This window comes from Brevibacillus aydinogluensis (assembly GCF_961514395.1).
Taxonomy (GTDB): domain Bacteria; phylum Bacillota; class Bacilli; order Brevibacillales; family Brevibacillaceae; genus Brevibacillus; species Brevibacillus aydinogluensis.
In genome coordinates, this window is record NZ_OY569118.1 from 898,600 (window position 1) to 916,100 (window position 17,501).

The window sequence follows — 17,501 nt, forward strand, 5'->3', positions numbered from 1 at the left end:
CGGACTGGGCGCGTCAGAAAAGTGTTGACATCCTCGGATGCACAGGCGTATATTGAAAGCGTATACATGAAACCGGTTACATATGGTTGGATACTCCGATCATTCATTTTTTTCCAATCATGTGTAACCGGTTACAGATCAGATGACGACGGTGAAGCAGACATGGCGACGATTCGCGATGTAGCCAGACTGGCGGGCGTCTCCGTGGCGACAGTGTCCCGGGTGCTCAACCAAAACGGCTACGTGAACAAGGAAACGGAACAAAAAGTGATCAGAGCGATTGAGCAGCTCAGGTACGAACCGAATGCGGTGGCGCGGGGCTTGGCCGGCAAACAGACAGGCACGATTGCCCTGATACTGCCCGACATCACCAACCCGTTTTTTCCCGAGATGGCCCGCGGCGTGGAGGACGCGGCACAGGCGCAGGGGTACACGGTGATTCTGTGCAACTCCGACGACCAGGGACAAAAGGAAAAGTCATACATCGAAATGCTCCGCAAAAAGTACATCGACGGCATCATTTTCGCCTCCAACACCCTGGGGCAGGAAGACGTGGAGCAGATGCGGAGCAACAACATTCCGCTGGTCGTGCTCGACCGGGCGCCCACTCGGCAGTTGTGCAGCGTGATCCGTTCACAAAACTACGAAGGGGCCAAACTGGCGGTCCGCCACCTGCTGGACGTGGGGTGCCGGAAAATCGCCCACATCTACGGCCCGCAGGAGCTGATCACGGCGAAAAAACGGCTGCTCGGCTACGAGGAGACGGTGATGCACTTCCCCTGGTACACGCCCAGCCTGATGGTGCCCGGCCACTTCCGCGTGGATGGCGGATTTGATGCCGTCAAGGAGCTGTTGAAGCGGCACCCGGACGTGGACGGCATTTTCTGCGGCAACGATCTGATGGCGGTCGGCGCGTTAAAAGCGCTGTACCAATTGGGCGTAAGAGTGCCGGAGGACGTGGCGCTGATCGGTTTTGATGGGATCGGGTTGACTGAACTGACCCAGCCGGAGCTGTCCACGGTGGCCCAGCCCATTTACGAGATGGGAGTGCTTGCGGCCAAAGTCTTGATGGAAACGATTGAGACCGGCGTGATGGAGCCAAGGCTGTACGAGCTGGAGGTCACCCTCGTTGCGCGGGAATCCACGAAAAGGAGAGCGGAAGCATGAACAAGATCCCTTCGATTGTCGTAATCGGCAGTTTGAACATCGACATCGTGGTGGAAGCGGACCGGCCGCCTCAAATGGGCGAAACGGTGTCCGGCAGCCAGGTGCATTTCATTCCCGGAGGCAAAGGTTCCAACCAGGCGGTGGCCGCTGCCCGGCTGGGAGCGCGAACAGCGATGATCGGGGCTGTCGGCGGCGATCCGTTTGGCGCGGAACTGCTGCAATCGCTGAAGCGTGAAGGCATCGACACAAGCGCAGTCAAAACCGTAAGCGGGACGCACACCGGCGTTGCCTCAATCCTGCTGTCGCAAGGAGACAACCAGATTATCGTCGTCGCCGGGGCAAACGGTCACTGCACTCCGGCTGACATCGACCGGCACCAGGAGCTTGTCAGACAGGCGGACGCGGTGCTCCTGCAGTTGGAAATTCCGCTGGAGACGGTCCAGTACGCGGCCCAGACGGCCAAGCGGCTCGGCAAGGCGGTCGTGCTCAACCCGGCTCCGGCCCGGCCGCTGCCCGACGACCTGCTCTCCCATGTGGATGTGCTGATTCCGAATGAAACGGAGCTGTACCTTTTGGCGGAAGCGGACGAACGCACCGAGCTGGTCGATGCGATGCGCCGTCTGCAGGACAAAGGGGTGCGGACCATCGTCACCACGCTCGGCGCCAAGGGTGCGGCGTATCTGACAGAAGACGGAGCGTTTGGCCGCGTTCCCGGCCACAAGGTAGACGTGGTGGATACGACAGGAGCAGGCGATGCGTTCAACGCCGGATTTGCCTTTGCGCTTGCAACAGGCGAGACAGTGCCTGCGGCGGTGGCGTTTGCCGTCAAGGTGGGGGCGCTGGCCGTCACCAGGCTGGGGGCGCACGCCGGAATGCCGACGCTTGCACAGGTGCAGGAATTTGCCGCAGAGTAGGAGGACGCCATGAAAAAACAGGGGATACTCAACAGTGAATTGTCGGCGCTGATCAGCAGACTGGGACACACGGACCGGATCGTCATTTGCGATGCCGGCCTGCCGATTCCCGAATTCGTTCCGCGCATTGATCTGGCTGTGTTGCCGGGACTGCCGTCGTTCTTTGACGTGCTGCAGGCGGTCCTGATCGAGATGCAGGTGGAGCGGGTGATCTACGCGGAGGAATGGCAGCGGGTCAACCCGCAGGCCGTCCGGCGGCTGGAAGCGGAACTGCCCGGCGCCGAACGGGACATCGTCAGCCACGAAATGTTCAAGCAGCTGACCAGGGAAGCCCGGGCGGTGATCCGTACGGGTGAGTGCACGCCGTACGCCAACGTGATCCTGCAGGCAGGCGTCATCTTCTAAAGCGCGAGGCGAAGGGAGGGAGAGCGCATGAGTGACTACTTGTTGGAGATGAAGGAGATCAGCAAGTCGTTCCCCGGGGTAAAGGTGCTGGACGGGGTGATGCTCAACCTGAAGCGCGGCGAAGTGCTTGCGCTGATGGGCGAAAACGGGGCGGGCAAATCCACCCTGATGAAAATTCTCGGCGGCATCTACCAGCGGGACGGCGGCACGATTGTCGTCAAGGGGCAGACGCAGGAAACGATGACCCCCGACATCGCCGCCAAACGGGGCATCGCCATCATCCACCAGGAGCTGAACCTGATCCCGCACCTGTCCGTCATGGAAAACATCTTTCTCGGCCGCGAGTTTACCTACGGCAAAAGCGGGCTTGTAAACTGGTCCCGGATGCGGACGGAAGCAAAGCGCTGGCTGGAGCAGCTGGCGATCGACCTGGATCCGGCGACGCTGGTGGGCAACCTGTCCGTCGGGCAGCAGCAGATGATCGAAATTGCCAAAGCGCTGTCGATGCAGGCGGATATCCTGGTGCTGGACGAACCGACGGCGGCGCTGACCAACCGGGAGATCGACGCCCTCTTTGAGGTGATTGCCGCCCTCAAACAGAAAGGGGTGGGCATGATCTACATTTCCCACCGCATGGAGGAGATTTTCCAGATCAGCGACCGGATCACGGTGCTGCGGGATGGCAAATACGTGGGAACAGTGACGACGGAACAGACCAACCTGGATGAACTGGTAAAAATGATGGTCGGCCGGGAAATCACGGATCGCTTCCCGAAAGTGGAAGTGAAGCCTGGCGAGGAACGGCTTCGCGTGGAGAACCTCACCGTCCGCGGCAAGCTGTCCGGCATCTCCTTTTCCCTGAGAAGCGGTGAGATTGTCGGCGTGGCCGGCTTGATGGGAGCAGGCCGCACCGAGATGGCCAAAGCGCTGTTCGGCGCGGAGAAGATGGACGGCGGCGCCATTTTCGTCGACGGCAAGCAAGTCCGCATCAGCCAGCCGATCGACGCGATCCGGGCGGGCATTGCGCTGGTGACCGAGGACCGAAAAGAGGAGGGGCTGGTGCTGCCGCTCTCTGTGCGGGAAAACATCGCACTGCCCAATCTGGCAAAGCTCTCGTCGCTGGGCGTGATGAACCGGCAGGCGGAGCGGACATTGAGCGAGGAGACGATTCGGCGGCTGTTGATCAAGACATCCGGCGGGGAACAGGCGGCCGGCTCGCTCTCCGGCGGCAATCAGCAAAAAGTGGTGATCGGCAAATGGCTGGCCACCAAGCCGAAGATTTTGATTTTGGACGAACCGACCCGAGGGGTCGACATCGGAGCGAAAAAAGAGATTTACGACATCATGAACCGCCTGGCCCAGGAAGGCGTGGCCATCCTGATGATTTCCTCCGAACTGCCGGAGGTGCTGGGGATGAGCGACCGGGTGCTGGTCATGCACGAGGGGCGCATCACCGGATCGTTTTCACGGGCGGAAGCGACACAGGAATTGATCATGCATGCGGCGACGGGAGGGACGAACACCCATGCGGTTTAACCTATTGCAGCGGATGGGCCCGCTCCTCGGGCTGGCCTTGATTGTCATCGTACTGTCCATTATTAGCGACGACTTTTTGACCCTCAGCAACATTTTCAACGTGCTGCGGCAGATCTCCATCAACGCCCTGATCGCGTTCGGGATGACCTTCGTCATCCTGACGGGCGGGATCGACTTGTCCGTTGGCTCCATTCTGGCCCTGTCCAGCGCCATCACGGCCGGCTTGATGACCGGCGGGATGGACACGACGCTGGCCGTCCTGATTGGCCTGATGGCCGGCATGGCGATGGGAGCCGTCAACGGCCTGATCATCGCCAAGGGAAAAGTCGCCCCGTTTATCGCCACGCTGGCGACGATGACCGTGTTTCGCGGACTGACGCTTGTCTATACGGAAGGAAAGCCGATCACCGGCCTGAATCCCGATTTTGCCATGCTGGGGAAAGGCTTTTTCCTGGAGATTCCGATGCCGGTCATCTGGATGGTGCTCTCCTTTGTCGTGCTGTACTTCATCCTGCGTCACACGACGTTTGGGCGTCACGTCTACGCGCTCGGCAGCAACGAGGAAGCGACGAGGCTGTCCGGCATCAGCACGACCCGGGTGAAGGTATGGGTCTACACGATCAGCGGGCTGTTTGCCGCTCTGAGCGGAATTATCCTCGCCTCCCGCCTCAACTCGGCGCAGCCGACGGCGGGGACTGCGTACGAACTGGATGCGATTGCTGCCGTCGTGCTGGGCGGAACCAGTCTGGCCGGCGGACGCGGCTGGATCGTCGGCACCCTGATCGGGGCGATGATCATCGGTGTGTTAGACAACGGTCTCAATCTGCTCAATGTCTCCTCTTTCTACCAGGCGGTGGTCAAAGGGGCAGTCATCCTGGTGGCAGTATTGCTCGACCGGTCTAAATCCAATAAATAATGATCACATAGGGGGAAGGTACACATGAAAAGGTTTTTGAAGTTGGCGTTGGCTTCGTCACTGGTGCTGTCGGTGCTGGCCGGCTGCTCCACGTCGTCCAGTCTGGAAAACAAGGCACCGGATCAGTCGTCCCAAGGTGGCTCCGGTGCTGCGGCAGACGGCACAATCACCATCGGTCTGGCCGTGTCCACGCTGAACAACCCGTTCTTTGTCACGCTCAAGGAAGGGGCGGAAAAGGCGGCAAGCGAGGCCGGCGCAAAGCTGATCGTCGTCGACGCGCAGGATGACACCGCCAAGCAGATCAGCGGCGTGGAAGACCTGATCCAGAAAAAGGTGGACGTCATCCTGATCAACCCAACGGACAGCGCCGCCATCACCACCGCAGTGGAAGCGGCCAATCAGGCCAACATTCCGGTAATCACCGTCGACCGTGCGGCAGAAGGCGGAAACGTCGTCTCCCACATCGCCTCTGACAACGAAAAAGGAGGCAAAATGGCGGGCGAGTTCATTCTGGAGAAGCTGGGCGGCAAGGGCAACATCGTCGAGCTGCAGGGCATCGCCGGCACCTCCGCGGCCCGCGACCGCGGCAAAGGGTTCCACGAAGCCGTTGACAACAAGGACGGTGTAAAAGTGGTGGCTCAGCAGCCGGCTGACTTTGACCGCGCCAAAGGATTGAGTGTAATGGAAAACATTCTGCAGGGCAACAAGGACATTCAGGCCGTCTTCGCCCACAACGACGAGATGGCGCTGGGCGCACTGCAGGCGATCGAAGCGGCGGGCAAACAGATCCTGGTGGTCGGCTTTGACGCTACCGACGACGCAGTCAAAGCGGTCAACGAGGGCAAAATGGCGGCAACCGTCGCGCAAAAACCGGCTGCAATCGGGGAGACGGCTGTGCAAACGGCAATCAGCGTGGCTAAAGGAGAGAAAGTGGACAGCTTCATCCCGGTTGATCTGGAGCTGGTGACGAAAAAGTAACACCGGAAATGAGCCTCCTGTCTGTACGGCGGGAGGTTTTTTTGCGCATGGATTGGATTTAAGGCCGGGAGTTGTCCAACAGGTCCATCACCCAGCGGCACCACTCCATTTCCTCGCGCATGCTGCTGATGGCGCGGCGGATCAGAATGTATTCGCCAAAGGAGGGAGTGCGGGGGTCTTGCGGCAGGCCGTCGCAGGCCTTCTCCAGCTCTTGTAAAAAGGTCTCAAACATCTGCAGCTGCTCCCGGCAGTACGCTTCCCGCTCGGCAAACAGGTTGCGGGCCGACTCAGTATCTGTCAACCACAGGCAGTACGACTTGAGAAACAGCTCGTCGCGAAACACCGGCTCCGAAGTCGGTTCCGCCAGCCACTCCCGCAAAGCCTCGCGTCCCTTTTCGGTAATCGAATACACTTTTTTGTCCGGCCGGTCTATCTGGTGTACGCGGGTAAATTCCACATACCCCTCCTGCTCCATTTTGGCCAGCAGGGGGTAAATCTGGCTGTGTTTGGCCTGCCAAAACGGTTGAAGCTGCAGCATCAAGTCATAACCGGAGCTGGGCGTGCGCGCCACCAGCCCGAGCAGTCCGTACGCAAGCGGGTTCACGTTGTAGCCTCCTGTCATCGTTACGTTTGAGACTATTATAGGAAGAGGTGGAAACGTTTTCAACTTGGCGTGTTTGCCCGCCGCCATCGCGCCGAAAACTCGCTCGGAAAAATTTGATCGACAAGACCCTCCACCTGTTTACAAAACGTGTCATCCACGTTATATTTACCTAGATTGGTTATGAGTATTTTGACATATGGTGAGACGATGACCAGATGAAAACGATCATTGCCCTGGAGTCAATTGAAAAGCACTTTTCAGGTTCCGTGGTGATTCCTCCCCTGTCCCTAACCATTGGTGAAGGGGAATTTCTGACGCTGTTGGGGCCGAGCGGCTGCGGCAAAACGACACTGCTGCGCATGATCGCCGGTTTTGAGGAGCCGACAGCCGGGGAGATCTATCTGGACGGGAAGCCGTTGACCAACGTTCCCCCCTACAGGCGCGACATGAACATGGTGTTCCAGCAGTACGCCTTGTTTCCGCACATGACGGTGGAAGAGAACATCCTGTTCGGACTGAAAATGAAGAAAGTGCCTGCTGCGGAACAGCAGCGGCGGCTGGAGGAAGCCCTGCAGTACACGCATCTCGCTGAGCTTCGCAAGCGGACGCCGAAACAGCTGTCCGGCGGGCAGCAGCAGCGCGTGGCCATTGCCCGGGCAATCGTCAACAACCCGAAGGTGCTGCTGTTGGACGAGCCATTGGGAGCGCTGGACTATCAACTGCGCAAAAATCTGCAGTTGGAATTAAAGAATTTGCAGAAAAATTTAGGTATTACCTTTGTCTACGTGACGCACGACCAGGAAGAGGCGATGGCGATGTCCGACCGGATTGCAGTCATGAACAAGGGGCGGATCGAGCAGATCGCCACACCGGCCGAGATTTACAACCGACCGCGCACCCTGTTCGTCGCCACGTTCATCGGTGAAAACAACATTTTCCGCAGCGGTGACGCCAACATCGCCGTCCGTCCGGAAAAAATCAGGCTGTATCCGCTTGAAGCGGAGCAGGACAAGCACCGCATGACCGGCCGGATCATTGACATGGTGTTTCTCGGCAACCTGCGCAAGCTGTACATTCGGCTGTACGAGGAGGACATGACCGTGCTGGCCCACCAGTACGCAGGCGACAGCCGCAGCTGGCGGGAGGGCGATCAAGTGGCGATCGGATGGGCACCCGAGGACGAGGTGACGCTCTGGTTATGACCACCAAACGGCTCAAGCTATTGGCGCTGCCGGCCCTGGTGTGGCTGGGGGCGCTCTTCGTCCTGCCGCTATTGATGATCGCTGCCCTTTCCTTTTTGAAACGCGGCACCTACGGCCAGATCGTGTATCAGGGGACGCTGGACAACTACACGCGCATCATTGATCCGCTGTACGGAGACATCTTCCTGGACACGCTGGCCATTTCCGTGCTGACGACGTTTCTCGCGCTCGTCTGCGGCTATCCGCTGGCGTACCACATCTCGCGGATGCGGCGGTCGGCGCAGAAAATCTGGCTGCTGCTGGTCATGATCCCGTTTTGGATCAATTTTCTCGTTCGCTCGTACGCCTGGGTGATCATTTTGCGCTCGCAAGGTGTAATCAACACCGTGCTACAGTCGCTCGGCCTGATCGACGAACCGCTGCCGCTGTTGTACAACTCCGGCTCGGTGCTGCTGGGGATGGTCTACACCCTGCTGCCGTTCATGGTGCTGCCGATCTACGTCTCGCTGGAGCAGATGGACCGGCGCAAGCTGGAGGCGGCGTACGACCTGGGTGCGACGCCGTGGAAAGCCTTTTGGCACGTCACCTTGCCGCTGAGCAAGACAGGCGTGGTCACCGGTTCCATTCTGGTTTTCGTGTCGTCCATCGGCATGTTCGTCGTGCCTGACGTGATGGGCGGGGCGAAATCGGCCCTGATCGGCAACGTCATCCAGAACCAGTTCCTCTCCGCACGCGACTGGCCGTTTGGCTCGGCGCTTTCGATCGTTTTGATGCTTCTGTCGATGCTGTTGATCTTCCTTTACTACCGTGCCACCAAAGCGGCCGGGCCAAAGGAGGGAGCAGCATGAGCAGCTGGCGGCGCCGAGCACTATCCGGTTATTCCTGGGCGATGCTGGTCTTTTTGTACCTGCCGATCGCCGTTTTGATGCTGTATTCGTTCAACCAGTCGCGCATCAATGCCGTCTGGAGCGGGTTTACGTGGAAATGGTACGTTTCCTTGTTTGAAAACCGGCAGGTGATGGAAGCATTGGGCAACAGCTTGTCCATCGCGCTGATCAGCAGTGTGCTGGCCACGCTCTTGGGGACGGCGGCGGCACTGGCGTTAAAGCATTTCTCGCTTCGCTGGCGCAGCATCGTTCAATCCCTAATCTACCTGCCGATCGTCATCCCGGAAATCATGATGGGGCTGTCGCTGCTGGTGCTGTTCAGCCAACTGCACATCGAGCTGGGCAAAGCGACGCTGGTGATGGCGCATGTCACCTTCAGCATGCCGTTTGTGATGGTCATCATCATGGCGCGGCTGGCCGACATGGGCAGCGAACTGGAAGAGGCGGCACAGGATTTGGGTGCCACCCCCTGGGAGACGCTGCGCCATGTGACGCTGCCGCTGATCTCGCCCAGCATTCTCGCCGGGCTGCTGATGTCCTTTACGCTCTCGCTGGACGACTTCATTATTTCGTTCTTTGTCGCCGGGCCCAACTCGACGACGCTGCCGCTGTACATCTACGGCCTGGTTAAACGCGGCGTGTCTCCGGAGGTAAACGCGCTCTCCACGCTGATGATCGCCTGCACGGTGCTGCTGGTGGTCATCGCCGAGCTTCTCCGGCGCAAGGACTCCAAATCGATCACGTTGTAACCAGGACACAAACAACCGTTTACGGGAGGTTGAACTCGTCACATGAAAGTGCTGAAGTCCCTGTTGATCGGCGCGATGTCCGCCGCCCTCGCCTTTTCCGCCGTCGGCTGCTCCTCTTCCGAGCAAGGGGAGCAGGTGCTGAACATCTACAGTTGGGCTGACAACTTTAACCCGGATGTGATCAAGGAGTTTGAGCAGACGTACAACGTCAAGGTAAACTACGACGTGTACGGCAGCAACGAAGAGATGCTGGCCAAAATCCAGGCGGGCGCTTCCGGTTACGACCTGATCCAGCCGTCCGACTACATGGTGGGAACGTTGATCCAGCTCGGCTTGCTGGAAGAGCTGAACAAGGAGAACATCCCCAACCTGAAGAACATCGTCTCCACGTTCCAGACGCCGCCGTTTGACCCGGGCAACAAGTATTCGATCGTGTATACCTGGGGCATTACGGGGATCGCCTACAACAAAAAGTACGTGAAAGAGCCGATCACCAGCTGGCAGGACCTGTGGAACCCTGCGTACAAGGGACGTGTGATCCTGCTGAACGACCCGCGCGAAGTCATGGGCATGGCGCTGATCAAAAACGGCTTCTCCAACAGCACCAAGGACAAGGGCGAACTGGAGAAGGCGTTTGCGGATCTGAAGGGCCTTTTGCCCAGTGTGATCGCGTTTGACACGGACAACATCAAGCAGAAAATGATCGCCGAAGAAGCGTGGATTGGCACCGTCTGGTCCGGCGACGCGTCGTTTATCAACGCGCAAAACCAGGATGTCGCGTACGTCATCCCGAAAGAAGGGGCCACAATCTGGGCGGACACGCTGGCCATTCCCAAAGGAGCCAAGCACAAGGAACTGGCGGAGAAGTTTATCAACTACCTGATGGACCCGCAGGTCAGCGTGAAAAACTACGAGTTCATCGGCTACAGCAACCCGAACGAAAAGGCGTACCCGCTGCACAGCGAAGAATACCGCGCCAACAAGATGATCTTCTTGGACAAAGCGGACATCGATCGGGCCGAATGGCTTGTCGACGTGGGCGACACGCTGCAGGAGTACGACCGGTACTGGACTGAACTAAAGAGTGGACGTGAATAAGCGCAAGTCCCGTTTCACCGCACATGTGGCGGCGGCGGGACGCGTGCATCCGGCCCGGCAGCGGGGACATCTCCCGTGTGTCGGGCCGTTGTTTTTTTCAGCGCACATCGCGACCCATACGTGACGTCCGGACTTTTTGGGGGGTATCTCGTATATTGTGTGAATTGTCTGGACACATCCGGGTGATGTGTGCAATAGTGGTGGCGGGGTGATAAAAAATGGAAATCGATCTCGTAACGCAATCCGGATGGATCGAAGCGAACGGCACCCGCTTCTACTACGAAGCACAGGGAACGGGAGAGCCGCTGCTGCTGATTCACGGACTTAATCTGGACACGCGCATGTGGGAGAGACAGGCGGCGGTGTTTGCCCAATTCTATCGCGTCATCCGCTTTGATCTGCGCGGCATGGGCCGGACGCCCATCGGGGAGGGGCCCTACACGGTGTACGGGGATACCCGCGCCGTGCTGGAAGGATTGGGTGTGGAACGGGCCCATGTTGTCGGCTTGTCATTCGGCGGGATGGTGGCCCAGGAGTTTGCCCTGGCCTGGCCGGAGATGGTGAAGCGGCTCGTACTCGTCTCGTCCGGTCTGCTCGGCCACCCGCGATCGGAGCGACGGCAGCGGGATGCAGGCCGCATAGCAGAGCTGATTGAATCAGGCAGCCGGGAAGAGGCAGTGGAGCTGGCGGCGCGGATGTGGTTTGACGGGCCGGATCAGCCGGTCAACACAGAGGCGGGGGAAGCGAGGGAGAACTTCCGGCAGATGACCGCGCATGCCTACTCGCTGCCGCCGGTGACCCAAATGCCCGCGTGGCTGTCACCGCTGCCGAAAGACCGGCTGGAAGAGATCAAGGTACCGACGCTGGTGATTGCCGGCGGCAGAGACTACGAGGACTTTTTGCAGATCGCCGACGAGCTGGCGGCACGCATATCCGGCGCGGAAAAAGCAGTGCTGGAGGCGTCGGCTCACATTCCGCCGATGGACCAGCCGGAGGCGTTCAACCGGCTGGTGCTCGACTTCCTGGGGCGGAAGTAACAGGAAGCAGTAGGCTGTACTTATACGAAAGATGGGCTTGCAGAGACAGCTAAGGAGGCAAAAAGACTCTAGTGAAGAAATGGCTGCTGCTTGTTGTGACAGCTGTTGTCCTGATCGGCTGTACGTCATCGAACAGCGAGCAAGGGGAACGAAAACAACCTGTTCAATCAGAAGAGGGGGATGCAACCAACATCCCCGATTGGTTGTTCGATTCATTCAGACAAAAGTTTAGTCAACCAGATGAAATCAAGAAAGAAAGCATTACGCTTGTGTATCTTCGGATGGATCGAAAAAACAGGGCACCCGAAATAGCCGCCTTCCTGACAACGAGCCATATGGAAGGCTGGTTTGTCCTGTATGCGGAAGAAAACGGCGCATACAGAGAGGTGTATGCCAAGGGTGAGCCAGTATATGGTCTGCAGGTTCACGGTGCCGTTGATCACATGATTTCATTTGTATCCGGGCTTGGCGGTTCCGGCGTACAGAAAAACAATTACCATCTCATCAAATACACAAAGCAGGGTTACAAAGAAGTGTGGAATGGCGTAGCTTATGATGTGTTGGCGAACGGCCCCCCGCCGTTACACAAGAAGTTTGGCACGTTTTTTATCGATGAACATACAGGCACCCTGTATTACAAGCAGACTGCCTACAACTATAACGAGGACTTCGAACACGTAAGTTCGACCAAAGAAACTTCACAAGTCTATCACTATGATGAAGAGAAGGACGTTTTCATCCCCTCTTCCTGATACCAGACGGACTGCTTCGCTCGCCGCGCGTTTCGCGAGTCAGCCGACATTCCGGCCGCTGTGCCGCTGACGCGGCGAGCACACAGTCGTGATCGTGTCCTGATTACTTGTCGATGTACTCGTACAAAAACGACTCGCCCCGGTCGCCAAAACGCGGATCGAAGACGGCCAGACGCTCAGGCGTGTCAACGACGACGACCATCGGCGCCCACTGATAGAGCGTGCGGGCAGCCGGATTTTGCTCGAACAGCGGCGTCAGATCGGCCTGCTCGGCGGTGGTGAGGCGCTGAAGCAGCACCGGCTCCGACCAGACGGAGGCGCGGTGAATGTCCACAGTGGTTCCCTGTTTGCTGATCACCTTGTACGAACCAGGCACAAAGTCGGCGGCCAGCACGACCTGCTCGTACCGGTCTGCAAACGAATGCTTGACGATCTGGCCCTGCACCGTCTGGCTGGCGATCTCCAGCACCAGTAGGCAGGCAACGGCGCGAAAGACGAGATGGCGCGGCCATTTGCCGAAACGGCTGAGGAGATAGCCGGCGAGCATGATCGCCCACATGACCAGATCGATAATCGGGACGGTGCCGATGGAGACGCGCTGCTGGGAAAACGGCTCCCAGTAGCCGGTGCCCCACGGATTGAAAATGTCGGTGGTGATGTGGACAAAGAGGGCGAGCATGGCGAGCGGGAAAATGCGCTTGTCAGCCACCCGCCACCACCATCGGGCGATGCCGGTCAAAAGCGCCGCCCACACCGGCACGAGCAGGACCGAGTGGGTAATGCCGCGATGCCACATCAGGTATTGGCCGCCTGTATCCCACAATTGGGAGACGACGTCGATGTCGGGCAGTTCGCTTCCGGCAAGCGAGGTGAACAAGAGCGCCCGCTTTTCCGCTTTGGACAGGTGTTCAGTGCGAATCGACCTGTAGAGAACTGCGCCGATAAGCGCGTGTGTGACCGTATCCATGGATAAGAAACCCCTCCCACTGCACAGCATGTAAGGTAAGCGTACCACAGAATTATCCAGGCAAACAGCGGGGGGACGTACGGCCGCTTTTCCTGGGCATTCGGCCTGCCTGACTGCAAGACCGCTGCATGAATAATGAAATGGCAATCAAAAATTGCAAATGCTGGGGGGGAGAAAGATGAAAGCAATCATCATCGGTGCCGTATTATTGATCCTCCTGCTGCTGGTGCTCGTGTCGGCCGTCAAAAGGGCGGGCACTGGTCGATCCTCCGCGTACGGCAGTGACAGTTCGTCGTCCGGACCGTTTTACATCGACAGCGACGGTAAAGACCACAAGTCCGACGGCATCTGGGGAGACGGCGGAGGAGGAAGCGACGGTGGAGGCGGCGACTGACGTCGTCGCGTCAGGCAGAAAATCCGGGGCATCCCGTACTGTTGCTCCCCATAAAACCGTGGTACAATTAGCGGTAACCACATGCATTGACCGGTTCGCCGGTCTGAAAGGAGAGATGTCACGATGGTAAAAACGCAGATTGTCGAGATTGTTCAAGGTGATGTAGTCACGGGAATCCTCCTTTCAGCCGGACGCTAACCGTATTTTTTGCCAGAGGATTCCCTGTGACGGGTTGTTGTCCTGTTGACTGGACCAGACAATACCTTTGCAGGAGGAATCCGTAAGTGAACAACAATTTGCAGGCATGGGGCTGGAACGACCATTTCGCAGCCCATTTCGCTCCGTTTGCGGAGCAGGATGTATGTGTGGGACGCATTGTCCTGGAACACAAACGATTGTATCGCGTGATGACGGAACACGGCGAACTCCTGGGGGAAGTGACAGGCAAGTTCCGTTTTACGGCCTCCGGACGGGAAGACTACCCGGCGGTGGGGGATTGGGTGGTCATCACTCCCCGCGTCGAAGAGAAGCGGGCCTCCATCCACGCCGTGCTCCCGCGCACGAGCAAGTTTTCCCGCAGGGCGGCGGGCGAAACAGTGGAGGAGCAGATCGTCGCCGCCAACGTGGATACCGTGTTTCTCGTCAACGCGTTGAACAACGATTTTAACCTGCGCCGGATCGAGCGCTATCTGATCCTGGCGTGGGAAAGCGGGGCCAACCCGGTCATCGTGTTGAGCAAGGCCGATTTGTGCGAGGATGTGGAGCGCAAGGTGGCCGAAGTGGAGTCGGTCGCCATCGGAGTGCCGATCCACGCGATCAGTGCTGAGCGGGGCGATGGGCTGGACAGCCTGGCTCCGTACCTGAGGGAGGGGCAGACCGTCGCGCTGCTGGGCTCCTCCGGGGTGGGCAAATCGACGCTCATCAATCGGCTGGCCGGCATGGATCTTCAGCGGGTCAGCGGCGTGCGCAGCAAAGACGACCGCGGCCGGCACACCACGACGCACCGCGAGCTGTTCCGGCTGCCCTCAGGCGGCCTGATGATCGACACGCCTGGCATGCGGGAACTGCAGTTGTGGGAGGCGGATGACGGGTTTCGCGACGCCTTTGACGACATTGAAACACTGGCGGAAGCCTGCCGCTTTCGCGACTGCAGTCACGAAAGGGAGCCCGGCTGTGCGGTCCAGGCGGCGTTGGCCGACGGCTCGCTGCAGCGGGCCCGCTTTGACAGCTATCGGAAACTGCAGCGGGAACTGGCCCATCTGGCCCGCAAGGATGACGCCAGATTGCAGGCGGCCGAAAAAAACAAGTGGAAGAAAATCACGATGGCCATGCGCCACGCTAAGCCCAAGCGGTAGGCGGCCTGCTGTTCCATCCTGCCGAACCCTCCCATTGCGCGAGGGTTCGCGCTTTTTTTGACTTGATTGCGGCAAAATTACGCTTGCCCCGCCGACAGGTAGTGTGGTAGATTTGTCTGTATCAACCGAACATCGACACAAGCTCGTATAATTTTGGGAATATGGCCCATAAGTTTCTACCAGGTGACCGTAAATCGCCTGACTACGAGTGAAAGAGCGCCTAGGGTTCCGTTTTGACCGCCGGTCCGTATCGCGGCCGTCCGGCAAAAGCCCGGTCCGAGCGGCGCTGGCACATCTTTCGTGCTACACCTGAGGGAAAAAAGCCCAGAGGGACAGGTTTCACTTGGAGTTGGTCTGCCTGCCAGCCGGTGAACTGTCCGCTCTGGGTTTTCTTGTTTTTGTGGCAGTGCAGCCGATAGGAGGAGGAAAACAACGTGAAAGAATTAAAGGAGCGAATCGTCCGGGACGGCAAGGTGTTGTCCGAGACGGTGCTGAAGGTGGATGCGTTTTTGAATCATCAGGTGGACCCGCAGTTGACGATGAAGATCGGCCAAGCCTTTGCCGAGCTCTTCCGCGATGAGCGGGTCAGCAGGGTGCTGACGGTGGAAGCGAGCGGCATTCACTTTGCGATGGCCACGGCATACGCGCTGGGCGTGCCGTTTGTCTATGCGAAAAAGAAAAAAGCCGTCACCTTGAGCGACGAGGTGTATTCGGTGCCGGTCCATTCCTTCACCCGCCAGGAGACGTACCAAATCAGCATCGCCAAACAGTACCTGTCGTCTCATGACCGGGTCTTGATCGTCGACGATTTTCTCGCCACCGGAGCGGCGCTGGTAGGTTTGGCTACGATCGTAAAGGAAGCGGGGGCGCACCTCGTCGGCGTCGGCGCGGTGATCGAAAAAAGCTTCCAGGAAGGGCGCGGTCTGTTGGAGCAGATGGGCGTTCGCGTCGAGTCGCTGGCCCGCATCCAATCGATGCAGCCGGGTGACATCCAGTTTATCGAGGCTGTGTCTGCTCGCGTCTAGTCGGGTACGCGGGGAATCCCATTCACAAGAGAGGAGAACACTCATGCTGTCCAAACAAAAACTGCTGACGCTGGGCATGCAGCACGTATTGGCCATGTACGCGGGGGCAGTCATCGTCCCGCTGATTATTGGCGGCGCGCTGAAACTGACTCCCACTCAGATTGCCTACCTGATCGCAGCCGACTTGTTCACCTGCGGACTGGCCACTCTGCTGCAAGTGATCGGCACACGCTACACCGGGATCAGACTGCCGGTCGTGCTCGGCTGTACGTTCACCGCAGTGGGGCCGATTATCGCCATCGCCTCCGGCAGCAACCTGGCCACCGCCTACGGAGCGATCATCGTCTCCGGTCTGTTTGTCGTGTTGGCCGCACCGCTCTTTGGCAAGCTGCTGCGCTTTTTCCCGAAGGTGGTGCAGGGCTCCGTGGTGACGATTATCGGTCTGTCGCTGATTCCTGTCGCCATGAACAACGCCGCCGGCGGTGCAGGCAGCCCGGATTTTGGCCAACCGCGCAACCTGCTGCTGGCATTTGGCACACTGGTCATCATTTTGCTTATCAATCGTCTGTTTACCGGCTTTATTCGCGCCATCTCGGTGCTGCTCGGCCTGGTGGCCGGAACGGCAGCGGCGTACGTGATGGGCATGGTCAATTTTGACGCCGTAACTGAGGCATCCTGGGTCAACATTGTCCAGCCGTTCTATTTCGGCGTGCCGGAGTTTCACATCGTTGCGATCCTCACCATGATCCTCGTGAACATCATCAGCATGGTGGAATCGACCGGCGTCTATTTTGCCCTCGGCAGAGTGACGGAACAGGACGTCAGCAGCCAGGACGTCGTCAAAGGATTGCGCGGCGAAGGGATTGCGATCATGCTGGGCGGGATTTTCAACGCCTTCCCATACACCGCCTTTTCTCAGAACGTCGGCTTGGTGTCCCTGACGCAAATCAAGACCCGTGACGTAATGGTAGCCGCCGGCGGCATTCTCGTGGTCCTCGGCCTGCTCCCGAAACTGGCCGCGCTGACCACCGTCATCCCCAATCCGGTGCTGGGCGGCGCGATGATCGCCATGTTCGGCATGGTGGTGGCATCCGGGATCAATATCTTGTCGCAAGTCGATCTGCGCCAAAACGAGAACCTGCTGATTGCCGCCTGCAGCATCGCCGTCGGGCTTGGGTCCGCTGCCGTCCCGCAGATGTTTGATCAACTGCCGACGATGGCGAAAATGATTCTGCAAAACGGCATTGTCACCGGTTCGATCACGGCTGTCGTGCTGAACATTCTGCTCGTGCACAGCCGGCAAACACAAAAACAATCAACGCCGGTGCATACGGGTACCGTTACAGAGGCGTAGGGAAAAGGAATCCTCCTCCGCCCGTCCACGGACTTTTTACATTAGTTGAATAACCTGTTGGACTGTAGTCAAAGAGGGGGCTGTGCAGACAGTCCCCTTTGCTTGTAGACAAAGTCCGTGGGGCATGGGTGGTGATAGGGCCCGCTCGCTCTCTTGACGAC

General features: G+C 58.6%; 18 protein-coding genes and 1 riboswitch. Of the genes, 16 read left to right on the plus strand and 2 right to left on the minus strand.

Features of this window, described 5'->3' with window-relative positions:
* The first annotated feature begins 162 nt into the window (after positions 1-162).
* The 6 genes from Q7F15_RS04310 to rbsB are packed head-to-tail and all read left to right on the plus strand — an operon-like array spanning position 163 to position 5,916.
* The gene (locus Q7F15_RS04310) at positions 163-1,167 is read left to right on the plus strand and encodes a LacI family DNA-binding transcriptional regulator (RefSeq protein WP_304415158.1); all 1,005 of its coding nucleotides are present in this window, start codon (positions 163-165) and stop codon (positions 1,165-1,167) included.
* Positions 1,164-2,081: a ribokinase gene (gene rbsK, locus Q7F15_RS04315; RefSeq protein ID WP_304415159.1), complete on the plus strand. Its 918-nt coding sequence runs from the start codon at positions 1,164-1,166 to the stop codon at positions 2,079-2,081. The genes Q7F15_RS04310 and rbsK overlap by 4 nt, the downstream gene beginning before the upstream one ends.
* Before the next feature lie 9 nt (positions 2,082-2,090).
* Positions 2,091-2,486: a D-ribose pyranase gene (gene rbsD, locus Q7F15_RS04320; protein ID WP_171565924.1), complete on the plus strand. Its 396-nt coding sequence runs from the start codon at positions 2,091-2,093 to the stop codon at positions 2,484-2,486.
* 27 nt (positions 2,487-2,513) lie between these two features.
* A complete protein-coding gene (locus Q7F15_RS04325) occupies positions 2,514-4,022 on the plus strand; it encodes a sugar ABC transporter ATP-binding protein (protein ID WP_171565925.1) in 1,509 nt (502 codons plus the stop codon).
* A complete protein-coding gene (locus Q7F15_RS04330) occupies positions 4,012-4,938 on the plus strand; it encodes an ABC transporter permease (RefSeq protein WP_230077323.1) in 927 nt (308 codons plus the stop codon). Before Q7F15_RS04325 ends, Q7F15_RS04330 begins: the two co-directional genes overlap by 11 nt.
* A 24-nt stretch (positions 4,939-4,962) precedes the next feature.
* Entirely contained in the window at positions 4,963-5,916 is a 954-nt protein-coding gene (rbsB, locus tag Q7F15_RS04335; RefSeq protein ID WP_171565927.1) for a ribose ABC transporter substrate-binding protein RbsB, read from the plus strand.
* 58 nt (positions 5,917-5,974) lie between these two features.
* Here the strand turns inward: rbsB and Q7F15_RS04340 are convergent, their stop codons facing one another.
* Complete coding sequence (locus Q7F15_RS04340) at positions 5,975-6,520, minus strand: PadR family transcriptional regulator (RefSeq protein ID WP_171565928.1); 546 nt, start codon at positions 6,518-6,520, stop codon at positions 5,975-5,977.
* A gap of 215 nt (positions 6,521-6,735) precedes the next feature.
* Here Q7F15_RS04340 and Q7F15_RS04345 point away from each other — a divergent pair, with 215 nt between their 5' ends.
* The 6 genes from Q7F15_RS04345 (at position 6,736) to Q7F15_RS04370 (ending at position 12,245) form a co-directional block, all read left to right on the plus strand.
* Complete coding sequence (locus tag Q7F15_RS04345) at positions 6,736-7,722, plus strand: ABC transporter ATP-binding protein (protein WP_171565929.1); 987 nt, start codon at positions 6,736-6,738, stop codon at positions 7,720-7,722.
* Positions 7,719-8,570, plus strand: a complete 852-nt coding sequence (locus Q7F15_RS04350; RefSeq protein ID WP_171565930.1) for an ABC transporter permease — start codon at positions 7,719-7,721, stop codon at positions 8,568-8,570. The genes Q7F15_RS04345 and Q7F15_RS04350 overlap by 4 nt, the downstream gene beginning before the upstream one ends.
* The gene (locus Q7F15_RS04355) at positions 8,567-9,358 is read left to right on the plus strand and encodes an ABC transporter permease (RefSeq protein ID WP_171565932.1); all 792 of its coding nucleotides are present in this window, start codon (positions 8,567-8,569) and stop codon (positions 9,356-9,358) included. The genes Q7F15_RS04350 and Q7F15_RS04355 overlap by 4 nt, the downstream gene beginning before the upstream one ends.
* A gap of 75 nt (positions 9,359-9,433) precedes the next feature.
* Positions 9,434-10,456 (plus strand): polyamine ABC transporter substrate-binding protein, encoded by a 1,023-nt coding sequence (locus Q7F15_RS04360; RefSeq protein WP_376717853.1) that lies wholly within the window; start codon positions 9,434-9,436, stop codon positions 10,454-10,456.
* A gap of 218 nt (positions 10,457-10,674) precedes the next feature.
* Positions 10,675-11,493: an alpha/beta fold hydrolase gene (locus Q7F15_RS04365; protein WP_304415160.1), complete on the plus strand. Its 819-nt coding sequence runs from the start codon at positions 10,675-10,677 to the stop codon at positions 11,491-11,493.
* A gap of 71 nt (positions 11,494-11,564) precedes the next feature.
* The gene (locus Q7F15_RS04370) at positions 11,565-12,245 is read left to right on the plus strand and encodes a hypothetical protein (RefSeq protein ID WP_230077320.1); all 681 of its coding nucleotides are present in this window, start codon (positions 11,565-11,567) and stop codon (positions 12,243-12,245) included.
* A 103-nt stretch (positions 12,246-12,348) separates the two neighbouring features.
* On the opposite strand, the gene Q7F15_RS04375 is transcribed toward Q7F15_RS04370, so the two are convergent.
* On the minus strand, positions 12,349-13,212 hold the full coding sequence (locus tag Q7F15_RS04375; RefSeq protein ID WP_171565941.1) for a metal-dependent hydrolase: 864 nt from the start codon (positions 13,210-13,212) through the stop codon (positions 12,349-12,351).
* 178 nt (positions 13,213-13,390) lie between these two features.
* Between Q7F15_RS04375 and Q7F15_RS04380 the strand changes: the two genes are divergently transcribed.
* From Q7F15_RS04380 to Q7F15_RS04395, 4 genes are all read left to right on the plus strand, one after another.
* Positions 13,391-13,606 carry a hypothetical protein gene (locus Q7F15_RS04380; protein WP_171565943.1) on the plus strand — a complete coding sequence of 72 codons (216 nt, stop codon included), beginning with the start codon at positions 13,391-13,393 and terminating at the stop codon, positions 13,604-13,606.
* A gap of 284 nt (positions 13,607-13,890) precedes the next feature.
* Positions 13,891-14,961: a ribosome small subunit-dependent GTPase A gene (gene rsgA / locus Q7F15_RS04385; protein ID WP_304415161.1), complete on the plus strand. Its 1,071-nt coding sequence runs from the start codon at positions 13,891-13,893 to the stop codon at positions 14,959-14,961.
* 123 nt (positions 14,962-15,084) lie between these two features.
* Positions 15,085-15,186: riboswitch (purine riboswitch) on the plus strand.
* 209 nt (positions 15,187-15,395) lie between these two features.
* Positions 15,396-15,986, plus strand: coding sequence for a xanthine phosphoribosyltransferase (locus Q7F15_RS04390; protein ID WP_304415162.1), 591 nt, complete (start codon positions 15,396-15,398; stop codon positions 15,984-15,986).
* Between the two features lie 43 nt (positions 15,987-16,029).
* Entirely contained in the window at positions 16,030-17,340 is a 1,311-nt protein-coding gene (locus tag Q7F15_RS04395; RefSeq protein WP_212132079.1) for a nucleobase:cation symporter-2 family protein, read from the plus strand.
* The last annotated feature ends 161 nt before the right edge of the window (positions 17,341-17,501 follow it).

Excerpts from the sequence above, each read along its gene's own strand:
- Q7F15_RS04375 (WP_171565941.1), bottom strand. The coding sequence starts at position 13,212 with ATGGATACGGTCACACACGCGCTTATCGGCGCAGTTCTCTACAGGTCG.
- Q7F15_RS04325 (WP_171565925.1), top strand. The coding sequence starts at position 2,514 with ATGAGTGACTACTTGTTGGAGATGAAGGAGATCAGCAAGTCGTTCCCC.
- Q7F15_RS04365 (WP_304415160.1), top strand. The coding sequence starts at position 10,675 with ATGGAAATCGATCTCGTAACGCAATCCGGATGGATCGAAGCGAACGGC.
- Q7F15_RS04310 (WP_304415158.1), top strand. The coding sequence starts at position 163 with ATGGCGACGATTCGCGATGTAGCCAGACTGGCGGGCGTCTCCGTGGCG.
- Q7F15_RS04380 (WP_171565943.1), top strand. The coding sequence starts at position 13,391 with ATGAAAGCAATCATCATCGGTGCCGTATTATTGATCCTCCTGCTGCTG.
- rbsK (WP_304415159.1), top strand. The coding sequence starts at position 1,164 with ATGAACAAGATCCCTTCGATTGTCGTAATCGGCAGTTTGAACATCGAC.
- rbsD (WP_171565924.1), top strand. The coding sequence starts at position 2,091 with ATGAAAAAACAGGGGATACTCAACAGTGAATTGTCGGCGCTGATCAGC.
- Q7F15_RS04360 (WP_376717853.1), top strand. The coding sequence starts at position 9,434 with ATGTCCGCCGCCCTCGCCTTTTCCGCCGTCGGCTGCTCCTCTTCCGAG.
- Q7F15_RS04350 (WP_171565930.1), top strand. The coding sequence starts at position 7,719 with ATGACCACCAAACGGCTCAAGCTATTGGCGCTGCCGGCCCTGGTGTGG.
- Q7F15_RS04345 (WP_171565929.1), top strand. The coding sequence starts at position 6,736 with ATGAAAACGATCATTGCCCTGGAGTCAATTGAAAAGCACTTTTCAGGT.
- rbsB (WP_171565927.1), top strand. The coding sequence starts at position 4,963 with ATGAAAAGGTTTTTGAAGTTGGCGTTGGCTTCGTCACTGGTGCTGTCG.
- Q7F15_RS04330 (WP_230077323.1), top strand. The coding sequence starts at position 4,012 with ATGCGGTTTAACCTATTGCAGCGGATGGGCCCGCTCCTCGGGCTGGCC.
- Q7F15_RS04355 (WP_171565932.1), top strand. The coding sequence starts at position 8,567 with ATGAGCAGCTGGCGGCGCCGAGCACTATCCGGTTATTCCTGGGCGATG.
- Q7F15_RS04395 (WP_212132079.1), top strand. The coding sequence starts at position 16,030 with ATGCTGTCCAAACAAAAACTGCTGACGCTGGGCATGCAGCACGTATTG.